Source organism: Methylomagnum ishizawai (genome assembly GCF_900155475.1).
Lineage (GTDB): Bacteria > Pseudomonadota > Gammaproteobacteria > Methylococcales > Methylococcaceae > Methylomagnum > Methylomagnum ishizawai_A.
The window spans coordinates 2,475,178-2,496,402 of record NZ_FXAM01000001.1 but is presented as its reverse complement, the minus strand read 5'-3'; the positions used below and the strand labels follow the sequence as shown (position 1 = coordinate 2,496,402).

At 60.7% G+C, this 21,225-nt stretch carries 19 protein-coding genes; 5 read left to right on the top strand and 14 right to left on the bottom strand.

The window, feature by feature from the left end:
- Positions 1-15: 15 nt before the first annotated feature.
- The 3 genes from B9N93_RS11090 to B9N93_RS11080 form a co-directional block, all read right to left on the bottom strand.
- Entirely contained in the window at positions 16-3,480 is a 3,465-nt protein-coding gene (locus tag B9N93_RS11090) for an autotransporter outer membrane beta-barrel domain-containing protein (RefSeq protein ID WP_176225232.1), read from the bottom strand.
- Between the two features lie 301 nt (positions 3,481-3,781).
- A complete protein-coding gene (locus tag B9N93_RS11085) occupies positions 3,782-4,852 on the bottom strand; it encodes an EAL domain-containing protein (RefSeq protein WP_085213615.1) in 1,071 nt (356 codons plus the stop codon).
- Between the two features lie 44 nt (positions 4,853-4,896).
- Complete coding sequence (locus B9N93_RS11080; RefSeq protein ID WP_085213613.1) at positions 4,897-5,307, bottom strand: HMA2 domain-containing protein; 411 nt, start codon at positions 5,305-5,307, stop codon at positions 4,897-4,899.
- 158 nt (positions 5,308-5,465) lie between these two features.
- On the opposite strand from B9N93_RS11080, the gene B9N93_RS11075 reads away from it, so the two are divergent.
- Positions 5,466-5,882, top strand: a complete 417-nt coding sequence (locus B9N93_RS11075; protein WP_125468942.1) for a hypothetical protein — start codon at positions 5,466-5,468, stop codon at positions 5,880-5,882.
- A 3-nt stretch (positions 5,883-5,885) separates the two neighbouring features.
- Here the strand turns inward: B9N93_RS11075 and B9N93_RS11070 are convergent, their stop codons facing one another.
- The 11 genes from B9N93_RS11070 to B9N93_RS11020 all read right to left on the bottom strand — a co-directional run bounded on the left by B9N93_RS11070 (position 5,886) and on the right by B9N93_RS11020 (position 17,178).
- The gene (locus B9N93_RS11070; RefSeq protein ID WP_085213609.1) at positions 5,886-6,371 is read right to left on the bottom strand and encodes an FKBP-type peptidyl-prolyl cis-trans isomerase; all 486 of its coding nucleotides are present in this window, start codon (positions 6,369-6,371) and stop codon (positions 5,886-5,888) included.
- 120 nt (positions 6,372-6,491) lie between these two features.
- Positions 6,492-10,964, bottom strand: coding sequence for a pilus assembly protein (locus B9N93_RS11065; protein WP_085213607.1), 4,473 nt, complete (start codon positions 10,962-10,964; stop codon positions 6,492-6,494).
- A gap of 10 nt (positions 10,965-10,974) precedes the next feature.
- Positions 10,975-11,571, bottom strand: coding sequence for a pilus assembly PilX family protein (locus tag B9N93_RS11060; RefSeq protein ID WP_085213605.1), 597 nt, complete (start codon positions 11,569-11,571; stop codon positions 10,975-10,977).
- On the bottom strand, positions 11,565-12,764 hold the full coding sequence (locus B9N93_RS11055; RefSeq protein WP_176225231.1) for a PilW family protein: 1,200 nt from the start codon (positions 12,762-12,764) through the stop codon (positions 11,565-11,567). The genes B9N93_RS11060 and B9N93_RS11055 overlap by 7 nt, the downstream gene beginning before the upstream one ends.
- Before the next feature lie 13 nt (positions 12,765-12,777).
- On the bottom strand, positions 12,778-13,257 hold the full coding sequence (locus B9N93_RS11050; RefSeq protein WP_085213601.1) for a type IV pilus modification PilV family protein: 480 nt from the start codon (positions 13,255-13,257) through the stop codon (positions 12,778-12,780).
- A 2-nt stretch (positions 13,258-13,259) separates the two neighbouring features.
- Entirely contained in the window at positions 13,260-13,844 is a 585-nt protein-coding gene (locus B9N93_RS11045) for a GspH/FimT family pseudopilin (protein WP_176225230.1), read from the bottom strand.
- Positions 13,838-14,275: a type IV pilin protein gene (locus B9N93_RS11040; RefSeq protein WP_217807294.1), complete on the bottom strand. Its 438-nt coding sequence runs from the start codon at positions 14,273-14,275 to the stop codon at positions 13,838-13,840. The genes B9N93_RS11045 and B9N93_RS11040 overlap by 7 nt, the downstream gene beginning before the upstream one ends.
- 481 nt (positions 14,276-14,756) lie before the next feature.
- The gene (locus tag B9N93_RS11035) at positions 14,757-15,119 is read right to left on the bottom strand and encodes a hypothetical protein (protein WP_125468941.1); all 363 of its coding nucleotides are present in this window, start codon (positions 15,117-15,119) and stop codon (positions 14,757-14,759) included.
- 116 nt (positions 15,120-15,235) lie between these two features.
- Positions 15,236-16,090 (bottom strand): isocitrate lyase/PEP mutase family protein, encoded by an 855-nt coding sequence (locus B9N93_RS11030; protein WP_085213595.1) that lies wholly within the window; start codon positions 16,088-16,090, stop codon positions 15,236-15,238.
- Between the two features lie 43 nt (positions 16,091-16,133).
- Positions 16,134-16,739 (bottom strand): DUF502 domain-containing protein, encoded by a 606-nt coding sequence (locus B9N93_RS11025; RefSeq protein WP_085213593.1) that lies wholly within the window; start codon positions 16,737-16,739, stop codon positions 16,134-16,136.
- Positions 16,740-16,962: 223 nt separating this feature from the next.
- Entirely contained in the window at positions 16,963-17,178 is a 216-nt protein-coding gene (locus tag B9N93_RS11020; protein ID WP_085213591.1) for a YgaP family membrane protein, read from the bottom strand.
- 104 nt (positions 17,179-17,282) lie between these two features.
- Here B9N93_RS11020 and grxC point away from each other — a divergent pair, with 104 nt between their 5' ends.
- The 4 genes from grxC (at position 17,283) to B9N93_RS11000 (ending at position 21,097) form a co-directional block, all read left to right on the top strand.
- Positions 17,283-17,543: a glutaredoxin 3 gene (grxC, locus tag B9N93_RS11015; RefSeq protein WP_085213588.1), complete on the top strand. Its 261-nt coding sequence runs from the start codon at positions 17,283-17,285 to the stop codon at positions 17,541-17,543.
- A gap of 261 nt (positions 17,544-17,804) precedes the next feature.
- The gene (locus tag B9N93_RS11010; RefSeq protein ID WP_085213584.1) at positions 17,805-18,386 is read left to right on the top strand and encodes a hypothetical protein; all 582 of its coding nucleotides are present in this window, start codon (positions 17,805-17,807) and stop codon (positions 18,384-18,386) included.
- Positions 18,387-18,474: 88 nt separating this feature from the next.
- Positions 18,475-20,217, top strand: coding sequence for a multicopper oxidase domain-containing protein (locus B9N93_RS11005; RefSeq protein WP_085213582.1), 1,743 nt, complete (start codon positions 18,475-18,477; stop codon positions 20,215-20,217).
- A gap of 10 nt (positions 20,218-20,227) precedes the next feature.
- Entirely contained in the window at positions 20,228-21,097 is an 870-nt protein-coding gene (locus B9N93_RS11000; protein ID WP_254899378.1) for a cupredoxin domain-containing protein, read from the top strand.
- Positions 21,098-21,225 lie beyond the last annotated feature (128 nt).

Below are 21,225 nucleotides of genomic sequence, written 5' to 3'. Positions count from 1 at the left end.
TGGACTCCGTATGCATCAGAAGGACATCCTGAAACCGAGCTGCACGATGTGCTGGGTGACATCGCTCTGGCCGAGACGGCTTTCGTAGCGCAGGAACCCGGAACCGCCATTGGGCAGGGTGGCGACCACCGAACCGCCCAGGTTGACGTAATCGCGGTCCGGTTCCCCGGTCTGCAACACGAAAGCGCCCTGCGAAGAATCGACGAAGCTCATCTGCACGCCCCGGTTGTCGTTGAGGAATTGGTGTTCCCATTCCACCCGCAGGGCCGGGGCCACGATCCCGAACGGCGTGCTGAATTGATGGCTGGCCTGGAACCCCAGGTCGCTCACGAAGGACTGCGCGGTCTGGCCGCCCACATTCATGGCGTAGCCCTCGCCGCCGCTCTCGCGGTAGGCGTCGATATGCAGGTTGGCATACTCGAAGCGGGTGTAGGGGCTGAAAGACCACGCCTGATAGGCGAAGTCCTTGCCCAGGTTGAGCGTGAAGCCGAATTGCCCGCTGCCGGGATTGCCCCTGGCCTGCCCCACGAAACCCGGATAGCTGTATTGCCGGGTGAAGCCGTAATCCTGTCCGCCATAGGTCGCGGCCAAATCCACATAGAAATCCAGCGGCAGGTAATAGCTGCCGTAGAGCGAGCCCAGATAGGCATTGCTGTTCATGCTGCCGGCGTTCTGGTTGTAGTGGGCGTTGGTGTTGCTATAGCTGAACATCGCGCCCGCCACCAGCTTGTCGTTGAGGCGGTAGTCGGCCCCGAAGGTCACATTGCGGGTATCGAAGTGATAGCCGCGCTGCCATTCGTTTTCGGCCAGGTCGCCGAAGGTGAACTGGCCCTGGATGAACGCCCCCACCGGCGCGTCGCGGAAGCTGGCGTCCTGCCCGGCGGGCCGGGCCGCGTCCTCGTCGCCCGCCGCGCCACCGCCCCCGAACAGCGGACCCAAGGCCGCCAACTGCCGGGCTCCGATCTGCAAGCCATTGAAGTTGAAGGACATGGTATCGATATTGCCGTGGCGGATGCCGTCCATCCGGCTGAGGGCCGCGCCGCCCTGATGGGTCTGGATTTGGGTGACGACGCCGCCCTGGGAAGCCACTTGGTCGGGGGTGAGTTGCTGGGCGGCTTGCTGCTTGCCCGCAGGACTCAAGCTCTGCAACTGCTGGCACTGTTGCAGCAACTGGCCCTGGGCACCGTTGCAGGCTTGGTCCAAGCCCTGGGCAAAGCTCTGTTGGGTGGGGGTCAGGCTGGTATCGGGCTGGGTCGGTGTCCCGGCCAGTTGCGGCGAGAAACTCCAGGACAGCAATTCCCCATTACCGCCACCGAAGGCCATATGGTCTTGCAGGCCGTTATTGGCCGCCAGGGTGGAATTGAAATAAATGTTGTAGTCGCTGGTGATATCCGCCAACTGGGCCTTGCCCCCCGGTAGCACCAGTTTCTGGACGTACAGGGCGGGTTTCTTACCCTCGGCGTTGCCATCGGTCAGTTCGAGGGTATTGCCCGCGCCCAGCTTCACCGCGCCCCACAGGAAATTCTTGTGGGTGGCCTCGGACCCCGTCCCCTTGTCGGTTGCGGCCAATTGCATCAGATGGTGGGTACCCTGGGTGCCGGTGAATTCCAGGCTGGCGTTGGCGGTGTTCCACTGCTTGGCTTGGGTGCTGGTATTGAGGAAATTGCCCGCGACGATGAACTGGTCCTGGGCGCTGCCGCCCGCAAGATAGCCTGCGCCGCCCACCGTGAGGTTTTCGAACTGGCTGGTCGCCTGCTGGCTGAGATAGGCACCGTTGTTGGTGAAATCGCCCTGGTATCGCGCCGTGGTCTGGCTGACCGAGAAACCGGCATTGTTGACCACGTTGCCGACGAAGGTGTACTGCGCGGCCCCTTGCAGTTGTAAAGTGCCGCCATCGACCTGGGTGGTGCCGGTATAGGTGGAGGCGTTGGCCAGGGTCAGCACGCCCCCGCCGGTCTTGAGCAAACCGCCGCCGCCGGAAATCACCCCGCCATAGCTGCCGTCGTCCGCCTGGTCGAATCGCACCGTGGCGTTGTCGAGGATATTGCCGCGCAGGCTGCCGGTATCGCCCTGCAACACCCCCGCGTTCACCGTGGTGGAGCCGGTGTAGCTATTCAGCCCACCCAGGATCAAGGTGCCCGCGCCATTCTTGACCATGCCGCCGCTGCCGGTGATGGACCCGTCGTACTCGTTGTCCGGGGCGTCCTGAGCTTGGTCGAACACCAGCAAGGTATTATCGGCGAGTCGGATATTGCCTTGCAGGCTGGTGGCGTTGCCCGCCAGAACCCCCGCGTTCACCGTGGTGGTGCCGGTATAGCTGTTGTTCCCGGCGAGGGTCAAGATGCCCGCGCCATTCTTGACCAGGCTGCCGGTGCCGGACATATCGCCTAGGTAGCTGCCGTCCGCGGTTTGGTTGAACACCACCTGGGCGTTGTTGGTGATCGCGCCCTGGAGGCTACGGGTATCGCCCGCCAGCGTGCCCGCCTCGACCACGGTGCCACGGGTGTAGCTGTTGGTGCCGGTCAGGGTCAGCACCCCGCTTCCCGCCTGTACCAAGGCCCCGGAACCGCTGATATTGCCGCCGAAAGTGACGGCGTCCGAACGCTTGAAGGCCAGGATGGCATTATCCACCACGTTTCCGGCGATGGCGCCCTGGGTACCACCGTCGCCGATCACCAAGGCACCGCCCTCGATCACGGTGGGACCGGTATAGGTGTTCTGGCCGGCCAAGACCTGGGTCCCGCTCCCAGCCTTGATCAAGCCGCCGCTGCCGACGATCACGCCGCTGAACAACCCATCCTGATGCCCGAGGGTCAGGGTGGATGCGCCCAGGTTCACGCGCCCTCCCCCCCCGGACACGAGATCGCGCAGGGCCGCGACCGTCGCATCGGTGCCGCCCAATTCCAGCGTGGCCCCTTGGCGGACGATGATGGCGCTGTTTTGCAGGGCGTTAGCGCTGCCGAGCCGGAGCGTCGCGCCGTCGAAAACATCGGTCTGGCCGGAATAGCTGCTTTGCCCCTTCAACAACACGGTCCCCGACTCCACGATCACACTGGCGCAACTGTTGTTATCGCAGCCATTGGTGGTGGAATCCCCGCCGCCGATGGCCCCGGCATAGGTCGTTGTGTTACCCGCGGCAGGCGCGAACACCAGTTGGCCATTGTCCAGATTGACATCGCCGACAAGCTTGCCATTGAAAACCTGGAGCTGTCCGCCCTGCGACACGTTCACACCGACGAAATCCAGGCTTCCCCCGTCGTCCACCGCGACGATGCTGCCGGACCCCCCGATATTGAGGGTGGTCCCGGTGGCGCTTCCCCCCAGGGCCTGGAGTTGGCCGCCTTGGGAAACATTCGCCGTGCCGAAATCCAGGCTGCCTTCGCTCCTCACCACGACGGCGCTCCCGGTACCGGTGATATCGAGGTCGCCACCGGCCTGGGCGGTCCCACCGTTGACGACCGCCGCGGCACCGTTAGCCACTGTGGTCGTGTCCGTGCCCTCCCCCGGCACCCGCCCGCCCCGCCAATTCGAAGATTGATACCAATTCCCGTTATTCTGACCGATCCAGGTTTCGGCCCCGGCCTCCGGATGGACGAGGGCGATAGAAAACCCGGCGCACAAGGTCGCGACGCCGTTCCGCCCATATCCGGCCTCCCCCCGCCGTCGCTCCCGATTGACATATCCCGCCATTATCGTCCCCCCGAAAAGGATAAAAATTTTCTCGCATCGTCCACAGCCTGGGCAACCACAGGTTTTGTCCCCTTGAATCCGGCGGGAAAACTTACCGGGATAAACTGGGCGAAGGTTTGCCGAAATAAAACCCCTGGGCCAAATCGAAGCCTATCTGGCGGCATATCCCGGCCTCCTCCACCCGCTCGATCCCCTCCGCCAAGGTCAATACCCCCAAATCCTTCGACATACCCACCAGCGCCGCCACCATCCGCAAAGAGGCGGGCGAGCGCAAATGGATATTACGGACCAAGGAGATATCGAATTTCAGAATATCGGGCGGGGCATCCATCAATTCCAGCAAGCGGGATTGGCCGGCCCCGAAATCGTCGTAGACCAATTGGATATCCAAAGCCCGCAGCACTTCCTTGAGCCTACGGATGAAACCTATATCGGTAATCGCGTTCTCATGGATTTCCAAGGCCAAACCGATCCGGGGCGCGGCGGCACGCAGGATGCCCAAGGAACGATCCAAAGCGGCAAGGTCCATTTCCCTGGGTACGGTATTGAAAAAGATCAGGCCCTGGGTTTTCTGGCCCACGGCCTGTTCGATCCCGGTATCCCGGAACAACAGGCTCAACTCGATATCCCGCCCCAATTGCTTGGCAATATAGAAAAGTTGCGGAATACTGCTGGGCACGCCCTCACAACCCACCCGCCCCAGCAGTTCGTGCCCGAAAATCCGGTTGTCGCGCAAGTCGACGATGGGTTGGAAATGCGGGACCACGGCCTTGCGGGCGATGAGTTGGTCGAGCTTTTCCACATAGGGATTGACCATGACGGTGCGGTCGGAACCCTCCGCCCCGGCTTCCGCCCGGCCTTCGACCCGGAACTCCAGGCCGGCGAAATGCACCGTATCGCCCGATTGGAGTTGTAGCTCCCCGGAAATACGGTGGAAATTCACGAACGTGCCATTGGTGCTACCGGCGTCCTTGATCCAAATCCCTTGTTCGCTCCAGCGAATCTCGGCATGCAGCCGGGAAATACTGTCGGAGGCCAGCCGCAATTCGCAGTCGTCGCGCCTGCCGATCCTGAACGGGCTGGTGGTCAACGGAGTCACCCAGGGTTCGCCATCCGCGCCTTTCGCTTCCAACGCCCAGGTTTTGATATTTTTCTCAGCCATGGACCCGCCACACTTTCGAAGTTGAGGCAACCGCCAAAGCGGAACTAGCCGGACACCATCGCCGCCAACACCAGTCCGGCGATGACATTCCCGCAAATACTCACCAGCAATTCCCGCGTGAAAAACGCTCCCGGCAGCATTTTACCCAGCCTTGGATTCTTATGTTTAGCCGTGATTTCGATTTCGCCGAGGGCGATTTTCCGGGCTATCCTTTCGACCCAACCCAGGATTTCGGTTTCGGAATAAACGGCCCGATGGTATTTGATGAGGACGGTGCCGGTGACGATATTGGGCTCCGCGTGGTAGATACCTTTGCCCGCCGGGCCTTTCAATAGGTTTTGCCTCAGCAGCCCGGCGAAGGTCCGCTTATGCTTGATGACGGGGACGAACAGGCGAATCCTGCCAGGAACCTGATTATGGACGACGCTTGGCGCTGGGGGTTCGATGTGCTTCATGGGTCAAGAATAAGAAATTCAAGGGGATTTTTCAAAGCCATCGTACACCCCGGAGGCCGGGCGGAACACGGTCCACCGGCATGGGGAGGCGGTTTTTTAGCGGACGACAAGCCTGGCGGAATTGGCGACAATGCCCTCCCGGACTATCGATTCACCCTATGGCAACCCAATCGACTCGGACCCAGAGATATTTAGCCTTGGTGGCGCTCGCCGCGGCGCTAGGCGGCTGCGCGACGGTCGCCACCCACGGTGCCAACGGCAAACCCATGACCCTGAGCCAGGAGGAATTCGCCCGGTACGTGGAGCGGGTATTCCGCCACCACAACCAAGTCATGAATGCTTTGATCGAAGCTGAGGATGCGGAAGACGCCGAAGACGGCGCGCTCGCGGCGGCGGAAGCCAGGATGACGGAGGCTTGCGATCCCCTGAACGAAGTGGTCTCGGAATCGTTGTCGGGCGCGAGCGCCGACCTCCAGACCCAGATGGCATTGATCGACGCCGTGCCCGCCTGCGAAGCGGCCACGCGGATCGTGGAAGGATTATTACCCAGGGCGGCGCGGCACACCTCCCCCTGAAGTTCAAGGCGCGGGTTCGACCTTGAGCAGATCGACCTCGAATACCAAAGCGGCATTGGGCGGGATCGCCCGGCCCGCGCCGCGCTCGCCATAGGCCAATTCCGCCGGGATGAAGAACCGGTAGCGGGCACCTTCCCGCATTAATTGCAAGCCTTCGGTCCAGCCGGGAATCACCTGGTCCAATCCGAAAGTGATACCTTCGCCGCTGTCGAATTCGCGGCCCGACACCAAACTGCCGCGATAGTTGACCGTCACCTTGTCGGTGGGTTTGGGGGACGCGCCGCTCCCCGCCTGCAAGACTTGGTACTGCAAGCCGCTGGGGGTGGCGGCGATGCCGGGCTTATGGGCGTTTTCGGTCAGGAACTTCAGGCTGTCCTCGCGGTTGCGCTCGGCTTCCGCCGGGGAGGGGGCGCAGGCGGACAGGCCGAACGCGGCCAGGGCGGCCAGCGCGACGGCGCGGAGCGCGGGGCCGACAGGGTTTTCATGCATGGTCGTGTTTCCTTGGAAGGTGGTAGCGGGCCGTTATAAAGCGCCGCGCCCGATTTACGGGCGCGGCATCGGGGAGAGGGTGGGTTCGTCGTGGCGCGGGAGAATCGGTCGCCGCCTAGGCTATTGGTTGGTGATGAGCTCCCGCCAGGAGACCCGCCGGGCCGGACCCAGCTTTCCACCCAGAGGAACGGCTCTATTCTCGTTCGACAAGTCACTAAAGCGCGTCAAGCTGACTACCTTACCATTTGGCAAGGCCACCACCACCTCGCGGGTGGCCAGAGCGTTGGCGGCCTTCACCGCAGCCACGCCCGTTCCCACCGCCAGCAAGGACGAACCTGTACGGTAGTCCAGGAGGTAGTGATAGCTATAGCCGCCCGAGCTACAAGCATCCGTGGTGGGCACGTTGGTGGTAAATACCAGGACGCCGAACACTAGGGTCGGGTCGGTATTGGAGCGCTCCCCGCTATCGGGCAGATCGATATACCAACCGCTGTTCGCGCTTGCCAAATCCACGGCGTTACTGGTGATGATCCGCACTGTCTGGTTGCTGCCGCACACTTCGCTCGAGGTGCCAGCCGGGCAGGTGGTGGTGGTCATGACCTGCTGGACAAACCCACCCGCCGTCCTAGGATTGCCGTATCCGGTATTATCTAGCGGATCCTTCACGGCATAGAAGGTTTGCACGCTCTTGTCGTTGAGGTCGGTCGCGCCCAGATAGCGCCCGGTGCCGACATAAACCACATGGTTGCCGTCCACGTCCCCCAGTTCGGGCTTGGTGGTGATGGGTTGCGCGTTGCCGGAAGGATTTTTGAAGGTCGCCAACAAGACCGGATTGTTGACCCCTTGGGCGCTATTGGGATCGAAACGCCACAAGTTTCCCATCAAATCCCCGCCATAGACTGCGGTAGCAGTATTATCGTACGCAGGACTATTGACCCAAGTACTGATACGCCCCAGACCACTCGGGGTGGTGGTACTGCCCGCAGTGGTCGCAATCGACCTGATTAAGGCTCCGGTAGCCGCATTGATCACATACAAGCGCCCTTTCCCGTCCCCAGGGGACACGTTGTTGTAACCAGAGGTCACCAGCACCACCCAGGTACCGTCGGTCAACTTGGTGATTTGGGGATTACCGAAGGTATAACCCATGTTCGGGTCGGTGAATTCCCATAACAGTGTGGGCGTAGAAGCCGGATTGGTCACATCCAGCGCGTAATAACCACGCCCACCGCTGTTCAACCCGCCCACCAAGATCGTCCGCCAACCGGAGACGCCACCCGAACTGGTCACGCATCCCGAGGCTGGACAAGCAATGTCACCCACCACCGGCGTGGCATCGGCAAAGAACCGATGATTATCCCCCAGGTAATATTGTTTGTCGGCCAAAGCGTAGAGCTTGGGCAATAGGAACGAGGGGATATAAGCCCATTTTTCAGTTCCTCCCCCCGAAGCGGTGTCCCCCCCGTTGAAAGCGTGCAACATACCATCGTTGGCGGCCACATAGACCACGGGCAACCGTCCTTTATCGTTGGCATCCTTGAAATCGCTATAACCCGAGTCTGCGTATTTGAACAACGACCCCCTGACGTAGACCGCTTCGGCATTGACCAAGTCCCCCAGCACATGGGCACGCTGCCGGTAATATTTGGAAGAATCGGACTCGCTGCCTTCGTTGCTGCGGTCGCCACGGAGGAAACTCACCAAGTTCTGGCCGCCAACATGGTCATTGTCCTGGAGGCTGACATCGATGCAGTCGGTGCCGACCGTGCAAATCTGAGACAGCGTATTGAACCCCGTAGGCGGAGTGGTGGAAATATAGGGCAGGCTGAAATAGCTCTGGGTGGTCGCGTCCAACGACCCCCAAGTGAACGGCTGCAAACCCGCGCTGGTCTTGGTGTAGATATTACGGCTGGTATACGGGGTGGCGTCGAGGATGGACCGGGCCACCCAATCATAGGTACTAGGGTCTTCGGGATCGTATTTGACCACCGCGCCCGTGTCGAGGTCGATCCGCTGCCGCACCAGTTCGCCGCTCCATTGCACCGTGGTATAGATGGAACTGAACACGAAGTCATCCCCCGAGGACACATTCGGGTTGCTGGTGGTAGCGGCGGCGGCGGCGCCGTTGCGGGCAGTCACTCCGGCCAAGGCACGTTGTAGGCCGGTAGCGAGCGAAGCCGGGTTGGTGGCGCTGAAATAGCTCCCCCGCCCGTTCACCGCTGCGTGCCATAGGTCGTCGATATTGGGTTGGGAATTATTGGAGGTGGGGGGCCAGTTGCACTCGCTGCCGCTGCTCTGCCAAGAACAGATGCCCGCTTTCGAGTTGGGTGTCGTACCGTTGGACACGTCGAAAAAGTCCCCGCTAGTCTGGGTCTGGTAACTCGAACCCGGATCGAACTGCATATAGCCCGAAGCCCCCAGTCCCAAGGTGAACGTGGTCATGTGTTGTTTGGCAGAAGTATCACTACCTCCGGTCGGCACATTGTCATAGGGGTCGGGACTTTCAGAGGAACACAAGGTATTGCCGGTGGTGGCGGGCGGTACCGGCACACCGGTGCAATTGCCCAGGCCCGTGGTGCGCAGGTCGGTCACATAATAGTATTCCGCTACATCGGCCAAGGTGTTGGCTTGGTTGTTGCCATCCAACATGGGCCGTTGCTCGGAACCATCCTGGTCGCCGACTTCCGTGCTGCCATTGAGTTGGTAGCCGCCGGGTTCGCTCTCGTTCCAGTAGCCATCGGTGGAGAGCAGGGTGAAATTCTGCTGACAAGAGTATTGCACCGGATCGGCGGCGCCGCTGATCTGCTTCGCGTAAAGACGGCCCGCCTTGGTCAATGCGCCGCGCAAGGGTGTACTGCCACTTGGGCCGGTCGAGAACAATTTGGAATACCAAGTGTATTTCTGCTTGGTGGTACCCGAGAAATCGAAATCGCTGATATTGAGGAATTCGGTGCCGGTCTTGACCGCGCTGGCGTTGATGGTGAAAAAGCCCACCCGGTAATTCTGGCCGATGGGTTGGAACGCCAGACTGGCCGAGCTTTTCATCATCTGCATGCGGGTATGGTAATAGGCCCACCAATTGGCGAAGTTGGTCATCTCCTCGTCATAGGTGCAGTAGGTGGCCGCCGCGCAATCCGTGCGGGTGGCCGGCTTAACACCATTCACGGGATAGGTCTGGCCGGGCACGATATCGGTGCGATAGAAGCCGCCATACCAAGTCTTGGGCACGGCGGGCACGGCTGGGGAATAAGGGGTATAGGTGACCGATATAGCGCTGGGATTACAAGTATTTGAATTCGGGGTTTTGACTATAGATACCGAGCTGATATTACCCGCCGAACCCAATGACAGATCGACGTTGATCTTCACCTTACTGCTGGTCACAGAAGTATCGATGGTGTAGTTGGAGGTATAACTCGCGTTGCGGAGATCGGCGGCCAATGAAGTGGCCGAATTCTGCGGGGTCGTCGTGGGACTGACGAGGACATTGGTGCCGTTGATCAATACTTGGGATATCGTCGCTTTTTTGCTGGAGCTACAATTCGGCATCGACACGGCGAACGTCACCGAGGCCGGGACGGCGTCCTTCCCGGCGGTGCCCCCGGTGGACATCCCGTTGGTGGGGAAGCGCGGATATTTGAAAGTGGGGGTCTTGATAGCCTGACAATTGGTCAGGGCGGAATCGCTGCACCAGCGCAGTTTGGCGGGGAATTGGAAAGTAACATCCTGGGCGGCCTGGCAATTGCGCAGATTTTTAGAATCGCAGTATTCCCCAGGGGTAATGGTGTAGTAATGGGGGCCGAAAGTCCGGGCCGATACCGTCGGATTGTCGGGATCGCCCGACACCACCGAGCCACTGCCGGTCGCGTTGGCGGCGTGGAACACATTGTAGGTCTTATCGTTGATCTTGACGCTGGTGGGCAGGATGTAATTATCGTTGCGCAGGCAGTCGGTGTAGCTGGTGGTGGTACACCATTCCAGGTCCGGGAACTGGGTGATCAGGTTGATAGTGTCGGTACTGGACCACTGGACATCATAGCCATCATTCTTCACCTTGGTCCAGCCGCTGGTGTTGGCGCTGGTCTGGCTGACATATTTGCCCGTATCCTCCGCACCGCTATTCGAATCCTGATAGACCACGGGCACCTTGTAGAAAATAGCGGGATTGTAATAGACCCCGTTCGCGACCCCGTCCGCATCGTTGGTCAAAAACAAAGGCTCGCCCCGGAACCCCCCGAACGACGAAGATGGCGTCGAGGAAGACGACCCCTTCCAACAGGCGTTGCTCGACGAATTGGGACTGCTCCCCCCCGCGCTGCTTTGGCAACAATAGCTGGAGTTGGCCGCGCCCGTGCTGCCACCCTTGCAGACCTTGACCCCGTTGTCGGCCCCGCCCACCCAGTCGCCCATGTAGTCCCAGGCCATACTGCCGGAATCGTCTAGGATGAACCACAAGTTCGGCTTTACGCTGGTCGATGCCGAAGTCACCAAGGGCGCGTTAGCCAAGTCTGTCGTCCCCGCCTGGACCATCACCGCGAACAACAAGCAGACGCACGCCCAAACCAACTTCCCGAGCAATCTACGTATGTTCATAAGTACCCCCTTACGATGATACGGTCATCTGAATTATCGCCTGCACATAGCCCACGGTGTTGCGTGGCCCCACGATCTGGACAGTGACCCTGTAATACTGAGCGGTGTTCACATCGAATTGAGGACTCTGCGAAACTTGGCTGTTGCCATTGTCGGCGCTGCTGTTAGGCGGGGTCATGCAACCCGCCACGCTAGGAGGTCCGGTCATGGTGCATAATCGCTGGATGGCATAGGACACGGTGTTACCCGAAGCGTCCTGGGGCAGGACCACCGCGATGACCGACAACACGTCCGTCCAATAAGCTGCCCAATCCTGACCGGCCGCCAGCGGTGGCTGCCAAGAAGCGCTATAGCCATCGGCGGAACTATTGGTTTGCAGGACAACAGGGGCGAGGGACTTGCTTTCCAGCCAATCGACAGCCGCCTCTATCCCGGTGTCCCCAGCCTGGATGGCGGACTGCTGGGCCGCCAAGTTGCCGGCGATGAGGTTGCTGGTATCCACCGTACGGGTCAGGGCAAGACCTGCGAGACTCATTGCCACTAATACAATCAGCGTAATCATCAAAACCACGCCACCTTGCTTTCCGGGAAAAGTGGGATTCAGCATCCGTTGTTCACTCCCATCCAAGCAGCGTTCCGCAAAGGAATCACTGTCTGGAACAATTTGTAACGATAATCCTGCCAATCGAATCCGGGCGCAGCAGACACCGTAGAGAGATTGATCGGGCTGATGTCGCTGCCCGCCCAGGTCGGTGCGGCGGAGGTCACGTGGCCGCCGGAGACGGAAGGCTTGACCAACTCCTCGCCGCGAACCACCAAAGCCAACCGCACAGCGGCGATGCGCGCCCAACCACATTGCGTCGCTGTAAAGTTGCCGCTGGGATCGGGGACGCCTTGTGGCGGGGTCGATACGTCATAGGTATCAACGACGGCATCGAACGAATCGGAGGACGGATTCGGAAGAACGACCCTGGTATCGCGACCATACTGCGCCCTAAGGCTGACGACACCCTCGCCAATGGGTCGCCAGACCGCCGGATCGCCCAGCACAGCGGCATCGCCACAGTCGTTAACCATGTAATTGCAGACCGTGAGGTTGCCGCCGCGCACGGCATAGGCCAGCATCTGGGGAACGGCTCCCAAGTCGTACAACCTACCGTTGACCACACCGACCGTGCCTGTGCCAGCGGTTACAATCACGTTAGAAGTACCACCACGACCGACATTGACTACTTGCGTCAAAATCGACAGACACGGCTCTGGGCGTGGCCTGGAGATGGGCATGCCGACCACATAGTCCCCCACCAGAAAGGAGGCTGGCGATCGTACCGCGTAGATATCGGGATTCGCCGGGTTGTAAGCCAGGGCAGGAGCGCCAACAGGGGGCGCATTGGCCGCCGCAGGCTGGGAGTTGATGATATCGCCTTCGGGTTGAAAAGCACCGTTACCATAGATGACCAGCAAGGTATCGGTGTTGGCATCGCCGGGTGGGATGGAAGCGGAGTTGATAATCACCGGAGCCAAGGGAGCCAGGGCCACACCGGCCCGGAGGGCGAGTTGGCAACCCATCAGGTTGATATCACGGACATTCCAGCCGCTTTGGCGTATATCGCTTTGCAACACCTTGAGGGCCGCCGCGCCAACAACCTGGGCATCGCCGCCGCCGGTAATCGAGCGCCGCTGTCCCTCGGACAACGCGAACAGTTGGAGGACCGCCGCGATACCGACCGAGCCGATGACCAAGCCGACCATGATCTCGACCAAACTGAACCCCAGGGCGGCGCGGTATCGAGGGAACATCGGCGCTGCCCTCCTACTTGATCTCGGCGGTGGCCACATAGCTATGGCGGTGTTTCGCATCGTTATCATCCCCCGGCATCAGCCAATAAACCGTCACAGTGACCAAGCTTTTTGCCGAATTGGGAGGCAGGTTGCCGTCCCTCGGTTCCACTTTCACTTCGGGCGGAACCTCGGCGACCCGAGGCAGGTAGATGCCATTGGCCGCACCGATCTCGCCCACCCATTGGAGATAGCCCGGTCCGCCGCTGCCATCGCTGCCTTGATAGTTGGCTTGCAACACCGCTGGCGTGCGGTCGTCGGCCCACATCCGGCCAATCAACAGATTGGCGAGGATGCTGGCGTCGGTACGATATTTGGCTGCGCTATCGGCCCGGAGAGAAACCACCTGCATGGCGGAAACACCGAGGATGCCGATGGAAAAAATCACCAAGGACACCAGTACCTCCATCAGCATATAACCCGCCGCGCGGGGCTTCGATAAGCGTGTGCCCATGGCTAGCAAGTTCCTATGCCATCGGGCACGGCGGGATCGCACATGCGGATTTGGCCCCCGGTGGACACTGTGACCCTGAGGCAATGCAAGGTTCCGCCCGCCGCACGGCAGGTACCCAAGGAATTGCTGATATTGATGGTCATCGTGGTATTGCCCTGGGTTTGGCCGGTGCCGGTGAACACCAGCGTATTCTGGTCGGAATTCAATGCCGCGTTGGTCGCCCCGTCCATATCGCCGCCCCCGACCTGGAAGATGCCGGGCGGGTTCGCGTTCGTGTTCGTGTTATCACACTGTCCGGCCGGGTTGGCTTGGCTGACCACCCAATAAACGCCTGTGGTCGACAAGGCACACTCGCTGTCCACGCTGGTGGTGAACTGGAAACGCACCGGGCCGTTGACCTGCACCGCCGTGACCCGCGCCAGTTGCAAGCCGCTACGGACGGACTCGGCCTCGGCGCGGATACGGGCGTTCTGGGTCCAATCCCTGAACCCCACCGTCCCGAGCATCAGCAGCGAGGAAGCGATCACCAAGCCGATAATAATTTCGATCAGGGTCACGCCATGCTGCTGTGTGCGCCGGTTCAGCACGACCCATCCTTCCTGGTCACCCAGCAATTGGTGGTGGGCAGGGTCCAACCCGTGGGCACGGCGACGGTCTGCTTGATCCCGGCAGAGTCGATGGAAAAGGTGAATCCGGTCATATCCCCCGTTCCCACCGCTTGCAGCGTAAAGGTCACGGGAGCTACCGCGTTGCAAACGAAAATGAAATATTTGCTAGTGGTGGTGTCCGGGTCGCAATCGGGCGCACTCACGTAGGTACGGTTGTCCTGGAAGTACTGCTCTATGTTCACCCTTTTCTGGGCCAGATTAGAGGTGGCCTCGGGCAATTTGCCCCGGACCACGTAATCGCGGTAGGCGGGCAGGGCAATCGACGCCAAAATGCCCAACATGCTCACCACCACCAACATCTCCACCAATGTGTAGCCATCGTGGGATATTCCCAGGCCCGGCCTATTCAATCCATTCCCAAACATGAACCGCAAACCTCGTGCCTTAATATCGAAAACACCACACCGGACGACCATTTGTCGACCCGCCCGCGCCATCGCCCCCTTATAAATGCAATTCCGGTCCCGGCACTTTTCCACCTTCAAACATCGCTCTTGCCGATGTCCTATCAAAGTTCTTATTCAGATTCTAGTAAATATTACTGAAAAATTGTGTGATATGAATCACCGCCGACCCTACGGCGATAACCGCTGATCGTTATCCGAACCGCGCGATTTTGCAATCAGCCCCCGTCCGGCTCCGTCGGAACGCCCGCTCAAATAAGCATGGCGCTCAATCCGCGCACCTAATCCAGAGTTTGGCCTGTATCCCAAGAAAGACGCCAAGCCGAGACACACAGCGGACCCGGCAAGCCATCTACACGGGGCGATACAAAGATGACGACGGCGGGGGGAACACCGGGGCGATGACCCCCACCGTGAATGCGTGGGATTAAGCGGCGTTCTCTTCGGAAGGTGCCGGCTGCTCGGGCTCGGCGGGGGCGGCTTCTTCGGAAGCGGCGGGTTCGCCCGGCTCGGACGGGGTTTCGTCCGTGACAGGCTCCTCGGCGGGAACTTCGGCTTCGGGTTCGCTGGGAACGGCGACGGGGTCGGCTTCCGCTGCCGGGACGGCGGCGGGCGGGGCGACCGATTTTTCGGGTTTGCGGGTGAGCGCGAAAATCAGCAAGGCGGCGACCACGCCCAAGACCGGGAGATTATCCCCAAGGACACCGCCCTCGGCGGCCCAGGCCGGGACCGGACCGGCGGCGATGACCGCGCCCACACCGAGATGATGGAAAATATGCTGCAATCTCATGGAATCCCTCTCTTGTAGTTGTAATGCTGTTTTGAGCGGTTTCCGGCGACCCGGAGACCCGCCTTAGTTTCGCGTGCCACGCGGGCACTGTCCATAAAAAACCGCCGGGGCGCGGGTCAGCGGTAACGCTCATCCTCGGCGTAATACCCCGGAAAACCCACCGCCGCCTTCAGCGCCTCGAAATCCACCGTTCCTCCGGGCCGCCCGCCCCGCCCGATCCGCGCCAAAACCTCCCGCATCGCGCCGATGGCGGCACCGAGCGGGGCCAGGGGATAGACCGCGATCTTATAACCCATGGCCTCCAACTCGGCGTGGGGCAGCAGCGGGGTCTTGCCGCGTTCGATCAGGTTGGCCATTTTCGGCCCCTCCACCTCCCCGCAATAACGCCGCATCTCCTCGGCGCTCTCGGGCGCTTCCAGGAAAGTCATATCGGCCCCCAACTCCCGGAACAACCGGCAGCGGGCGATGGCCTCGTCCAGTCCCTCGGTGGCGCGGGCGTCGGTGCGGGCCATGATGAGGATATCCGCGCCCTCCTCGCGGGCATCGACCGCCGCCCGGATGCGGAGCGCGGCCTCGGCCCGGCCCACCACGGCCTTGCCCTGGGTGTGGCCGCAACGCTTGGGCGCGACCTGGTCCTCCAACATGACGCAGGCGAAGCCCGCCCGCGCATAGCCTTCGACCGTGCGCTTGACGTTGAGGGCGTTGCCGAAGCCGGTATCGCCGTCGCCGAAGATCGGGATGGACACCGCGCCGCAGATATTACGGCCCTGTTCCAGCAATTCGCCGTAGGAAATCAGCCCGGTATCCGGCAGCGCCAACCGGGTGGCCGACACCGCGAAGCCGCTCATGAAGGCACTGTCGAAACCGGCCTCCTCCGCCAAACGGGCGGATAGGGCGTCGTGGCAGCCCGGCATCACCAGGAGTCCGGGCCGGGCCAGCAAGGCCCGCAAAACTTGGGTACGTGAAACCATGGAACGTCCTCGGGCTATGATCGCGGCGGGCCGGGGTGCCGGTTCAAGCGTCGGCGCGTGGCGGGATCAGACGCCCGGCCTCGTCCGGCTTGGGCATGTCCACCCCCAGGCTGATGACGAAACTGGACGCCTGCTCGATGCTCATGTCCGAATGCACCACTTTGGATTCATGCACGATCAAGGTGAAACCCGAGGTCGGGTTGGGCGAGGTCGGCACGTACACCACCACATGGTCGCCCATCCGGTTAGTGATGTAGGCCGGCACCCACAGCCCATCCTTGGGATATTCGATATACACCACTTCCCGCAGGCGGTTTTCCTCGTCGCCCCGGAACAGGCCCAGGATTTTCTTGGACACCCGGTAAATAGTGCCCAGCAAAGGAATCCGGTGGATGATCTTCTCCACGAAATAGAGGAGGTAGGCTTTATCCTGTTTGAGCAGGTACCCAATATAAGCGAAGAACGCGACGACCAGGGCGAACAGCAACACCGGAACCCAAGGGTTTTCATAACGTCCCCAGATATTCACCAGGAAATCCCCGAGCAGGACTTCAATATAAATGACGATCTGGAAAATAATGACGATGGGCAGCAAGCCCAAAACGCCAATCAAAAAATACCCAAAAAACTGTTGTAGCTTCGCTTTCATTGGCATATGACCCCGTTGTGTTTTAATTATCATGACGGAACAGGCAGCGCCGCCAGCGGAAAACAAGGTACCGCCGGGCGGTGCGGCCCAAAGTTTAAACGGGTTCATGGGCTGCGGCCATCTTGGCCGGAACCGTCCATCGCGGCGGCGGAGAACCGGCCCGCCTGGCAGGCCGGGCGCGCCAGGATGGCGGACGATAGTAAATAAAGGTATGGGGCGGGCGCTAATCCGCGCCCGCCTGCTTGACACCGCACTTTTTGAGGAAGGTTTCCAGCAGGCACCAGCGGGTGAAACCGCTTTGCAGCAGGTTGGCCCCCACGAAAGCGGTGAACCAGAGCCAGTTCGCATTCACGAACACCGGACTGGACTCGACGCCCAGCGCCAGGGATAGCAGCACGAAAGAACCGGCGACGATACGGATCATACGGTCGGTGGTCATGGCGGAAACCTCCTTGAATGTTAGGATACGCTAATATTGTAGCCCGGAACCGCTTTGGGGTATAACTCCCGCACTCCCCTTCCCCGATCCAGCGAGAACCTTCCATGGAAAAAGTCACCATGTACAGCACCGCCGTCTGTCCCTATTGCCTCATGGCGGAACGGCTGCTCACCAAAAAAGGCGTCAAGGACATCCACAAGATCAGGGTCGATCTCGACCCCGAGCGCCGCGAAGAAATGATGTTGAAAACCCGCCGCCGCACCGTCCCGCAAATTTTCGTGGGGGAAACCCATGTCGGCGGCTTCGACGACCTCGCCGCCCTGGACCAGGCGGGTGGTCTGGACCGCTTGTTGGGCCTCGTGTAAAACCGTGGATAACCGCGCGTCCCAGGGGCATGCGCCCGCCTGGGCCGGGGAATTTTTTCCCTTCCCCACGGTATCGAAACGGAACTTTTCAGGGCCGCCCCTGCCTGAAGCCAAAGGTTGTGTAGGACAGCCTGCTTATGTATATTCCCCGCGTTCCCTGGCTTAGCTAGGCGGCGTGGGGAAGTCGATTCAAGCCCCGATGGGCTCATGCCATTGAATATAACAATCACTAAAATCTATTGACCGAGTGAGGGAAGAGATATGCATAAAACGAATTTCCTGAAGAAAGGACTGCTCGCCCTAAGCCTTTTGCTGCCCGGCGCACTCCCCACGACCACCTGGGCCCATGGCGGTGCCAGCGTCGATACCGACCAATGCCGCATCTTCGTAGGCCCGCATCTGGTGCATTTCACCGCCTACCAACCGCAGCTCACCGGCACCACCGAATACTGCAACTCCATCCCGGAACTCGGCAGCGCCGTCCTGGTGTTCGACTACGAAGGCAAGGCGCTGCGCGACATGACCGTCGAGTTCGAGATCACCAAGGAACCGGAAGGCACCCGCGTCTACTACGCTCCGCCCTCCGCCCATTCCAAAGGCACCTTCAACACCACCGTCAACTTCACCGAGCCCAGCAAATACCTGGGCCATGTCACCCTGATCAACGAAGGCCAGAAAATCGACGCCCACATCCCGTTCACCGTGGGCAGCGCCCAGGGCGGTCCGTCCGCCACCACCTATATCATCTTCGGGGTGGTTCTGCTGGCGGCGGGTTATATCGGCTACCTATCGAACGCCTCGTTCAAGAACGCCGTCGATGGCCTGCTCAATAAAAAGGCATAAGGAACTTCCCTTAGGGATCGTTTGACTAACGGCCAATCCCGATCCCGGTCGGGGTTGGACCGTATCCCAGTTCCCCACGGTATTCACGATGCACAAACACGCCCCCGCCCTCCTGTCCAGCGCCCTCCTGCTCGCCTTGGCCGGTCCCGCGCACGCGCTCAACACGCCGCCGCCCAGCGTCAAGGTCCAGCCCGGCCAAGCGGAACCTTTCTGTAATAGCGGCGCACCGCCCGAATGGCGCAAGGCCCAGGTGTTGGAGGGGGTGGACATCCAGGAATCGAAGTCCTGCAACCCGGACAATCCCGCCGATGTCACCGCCTTCGTCAAGGGCACCAACAACATCTCCATGCAAACCCTGATGGACACGTCCAACCTCGCGGCGGACGCCATCACCATGAGCAACGACATCGACAAGGACGGCGACCCCGACCATATCGTCATCAAGCTGGAAATCATGGAGGTGAACGGCCATTCCCCGGACTTCGCCGGCGTAGTGCCCACTTTCGATATAGCTCCGGGCATCGAACCCAGCTTCTGGGTGTTCGCCCCCAAGAGCCGCGATATGTCCACCAAGAGCTTCGCCAGCGTCGAGGCCAACCCGCTGCTGCGGATGCCCTCCCCGCCGATCCGGGTGGAACAGGGCGACGTGGTCTGGCTGGTGGTGGAGAACACCCATTATTTCCCGCACTCGATCCACTTGCACGGCGTGGACCATCCCTATATGGACCATGGCGGCGAAGGCAACGACGGCGTCGGCCAGACCAGCCAGATGGATATCATGCCGGGCGAGAGCAAGACCTATGTGATCCGGCCCAGGGTCGCGGGCACCATGTATTACCACTGCCATGTGCAGCCGCATACCCATATTCCCATGGGACTTGCGGGGATGTTCATCGTCGAGGAGAACCGGCCCAACAACTGGCCGCAGGTCTTCAATGTCGGGGCCGGGCAAGTGCGCCACCCTTCGGTCGCGGTGCGGGAGAAATACAGCCAGGAATACGACCTGCACTATCAATCGGTGGATAAGGAACTGCACCAAATCCCGCAATCGGCCAACGATCCCCGGTTGATCGCCAAATCGATGAACCAGGAATACGATATCACCGACGCCAAGGACGACTATTACCTGCTGAATGGCCGTTCCTTCCCCTATACCCTGCGCGAATCCCTGATCTCGGTGAAACCCGGCGAGAAGGTGAAGTTGCGCATCCTCAACGGCCATACCGAACACATGGCCCTGCATATCCACGGCCACAAAGCCACCGAAACCCATTACGACGGCGTCGAACACAACCCCGCCGCCCAAGTCACCCGCGATGTCTATAGCCTGGCCCCGGCCCAGCGCCTGGATTTGTCGCTGGACACCACCGACGACGGCCTGCACAGCTACGGCTCGGGGCTATGGATGTTCCACGACCATACCGAGAAGGCTTTCACCACCGACGGCATGGGCGAAGGCGGCAGCATCAGTTTGGTGGCCTACAACAATTACCTCGAAGACAATGGCACGCCGAAAACCCACGGCATGGATTTGAAGCCCTATTTCACCAAGGAATATTGGCAGCGGAAAATCCCGGTCTGGCAGGATTGGATGGACGAATGGGGTAGCCTCGGCGCTCCCGCCGGCACCATGGACACCGATCCCGCGGGCACCGCGAAAGCGGCGGCCCTGGCCGCGGCGGCGGCGGCGGCCCCTCCGGCGGCCCCGGTCGAAGATACGGGCGGCGGCTGGTTCTCCGGCTTGCTGCTGGGTATCGTGGGCTACCTGATCTACCTATACCGGGAAAGGTTGCTGGCTTTGATCTCCTCCCTGACCCGAAGCAAGCCCTGAGGTCGATCCCATGAAAACCATCCCCACCCTTTTCCTCGGCTCCCTGTTAGCAGCTACCTCCGTGTACGCGGCGGAAGACAAGATCGTCGAGCATAATTCCTTCATGGACCACGGCGACGGCCATTTGATGGACATGGACGGCGCCATGGTCATGGGCCAAAACAAGGACACGCTCGCCCCCGGTTGCGACAAGGTCAGCGAGGACGTGGAAATCACCGTCCACGCCGGCCACAAATACGCCAAGGACTATCCCGGCACCATGTTCGGCTTCAGCGAGCATGAATGGAAAGTGAAGCCCTGCACCCGGCTCACCGTGCATTTCATCAACGAGGACCATATCCGCCATCAATGGATGATGCACGGTCTGCCCAAATTCCTGTACGACAAGGGCATGTTCCACCTGGAAGTGACCGGCCCGGCCAAGGTCAGCGGCACCTTGATCCTGCCCGTCGAGGACCGGACCTACCTGGTGCATTGCGATATCGCCCAGCACATGGAAAAAGGCATGAAGGGCCAACTGATCGTGGGCAAGGGCGGCACGCCCTTCCCCAGCATCCCCGGCCTGACTGATCTGGCGATCCCGGACGATTACGGCCCGGCGTTCGTGCCCACCCCCGCCCCGGCGCCGCCCATCACCGACAAATCGGTGCCGCCCACAGCGACCGCCGCCCAGAACCCGCCCGCCCAACCCACCTCGGGCGGCTTCATCCTAGGCGTGATCCTGGGAGCCTTCGGCACGCCGTTCGCCATCTCCACCTATCGTCGGCGCTTCCAGGGCATGTCGGCGGGCGAGGTCTTGAATTCTCTCGGCCATACAGGGCTGGGCTTGATCGACCGGTTGCTGGGCTTCATCGCCGCGCTCGCCAAGGGCGGCAAATAGCCCGGCCCCATCCTGACGGACGGACGGAAAAACGGTGGTGTGAACCACCGTTTTTTTATGCCCACAAACAGGGCTGGACTTCCCGAAATAATCCCATGAAGCGCACTATTGGTGCGTAAAATCCTGCA

Bases quoted from the DNA above. Each gene is read 5' to 3' on its own strand.
- B9N93_RS11085 (WP_085213615.1), bottom strand. From the start codon at position 4,852: ATGGCTGAGAAAAATATCAAAACCTGGGCGTTGGAAGCGAAAGGCGCG.
- B9N93_RS11005 (WP_085213582.1), top strand. From the start codon at position 18,475: ATGCACAAACACGCCCCCGCCCTCCTGTCCAGCGCCCTCCTGCTCGCC.
- B9N93_RS11010 (WP_085213584.1), top strand. From the start codon at position 17,805: ATGCATAAAACGAATTTCCTGAAGAAAGGACTGCTCGCCCTAAGCCTT.
- B9N93_RS11065 (WP_085213607.1), bottom strand. From the start codon at position 10,964: ATGAACATACGTAGATTGCTCGGGAAGTTGGTTTGGGCGTGCGTCTGC.
- B9N93_RS11070 (WP_085213609.1), bottom strand. From the start codon at position 6,371: ATGCATGAAAACCCTGTCGGCCCCGCGCTCCGCGCCGTCGCGCTGGCC.
- B9N93_RS11030 (WP_085213595.1), bottom strand. From the start codon at position 16,090: ATGGTTTCACGTACCCAAGTTTTGCGGGCCTTGCTGGCCCGGCCCGGA.
- B9N93_RS11075 (WP_125468942.1), top strand. From the start codon at position 5,466: ATGGCAACCCAATCGACTCGGACCCAGAGATATTTAGCCTTGGTGGCG.
- B9N93_RS11080 (WP_085213613.1), bottom strand. From the start codon at position 5,307: ATGAAGCACATCGAACCCCCAGCGCCAAGCGTCGTCCATAATCAGGTT.
- B9N93_RS11000 (WP_254899378.1), top strand. From the start codon at position 20,228: ATGAAAACCATCCCCACCCTTTTCCTCGGCTCCCTGTTAGCAGCTACC.
- B9N93_RS11020 (WP_085213591.1), bottom strand. From the start codon at position 17,178: ATGACCACCGACCGTATGATCCGTATCGTCGCCGGTTCTTTCGTGCTG.
- B9N93_RS11060 (WP_085213605.1), bottom strand. From the start codon at position 11,571: ATGCTGAATCCCACTTTTCCCGGAAAGCAAGGTGGCGTGGTTTTGATG.
- B9N93_RS11035 (WP_125468941.1), bottom strand. From the start codon at position 15,119: ATGAGATTGCAGCATATTTTCCATCATCTCGGTGTGGGCGCGGTCATC.
- B9N93_RS11025 (WP_085213593.1), bottom strand. From the start codon at position 16,739: ATGAAAGCGAAGCTACAACAGTTTTTTGGGTATTTTTTGATTGGCGTT.
- B9N93_RS11050 (WP_085213601.1), bottom strand. From the start codon at position 13,257: ATGGGCACACGCTTATCGAAGCCCCGCGCGGCGGGTTATATGCTGATG.
- grxC (WP_085213588.1), top strand. From the start codon at position 17,283: ATGGAAAAAGTCACCATGTACAGCACCGCCGTCTGTCCCTATTGCCTC.
- B9N93_RS11055 (WP_176225231.1), bottom strand. From the start codon at position 12,764: ATGTTCCCTCGATACCGCGCCGCCCTGGGGTTCAGTTTGGTCGAGATC.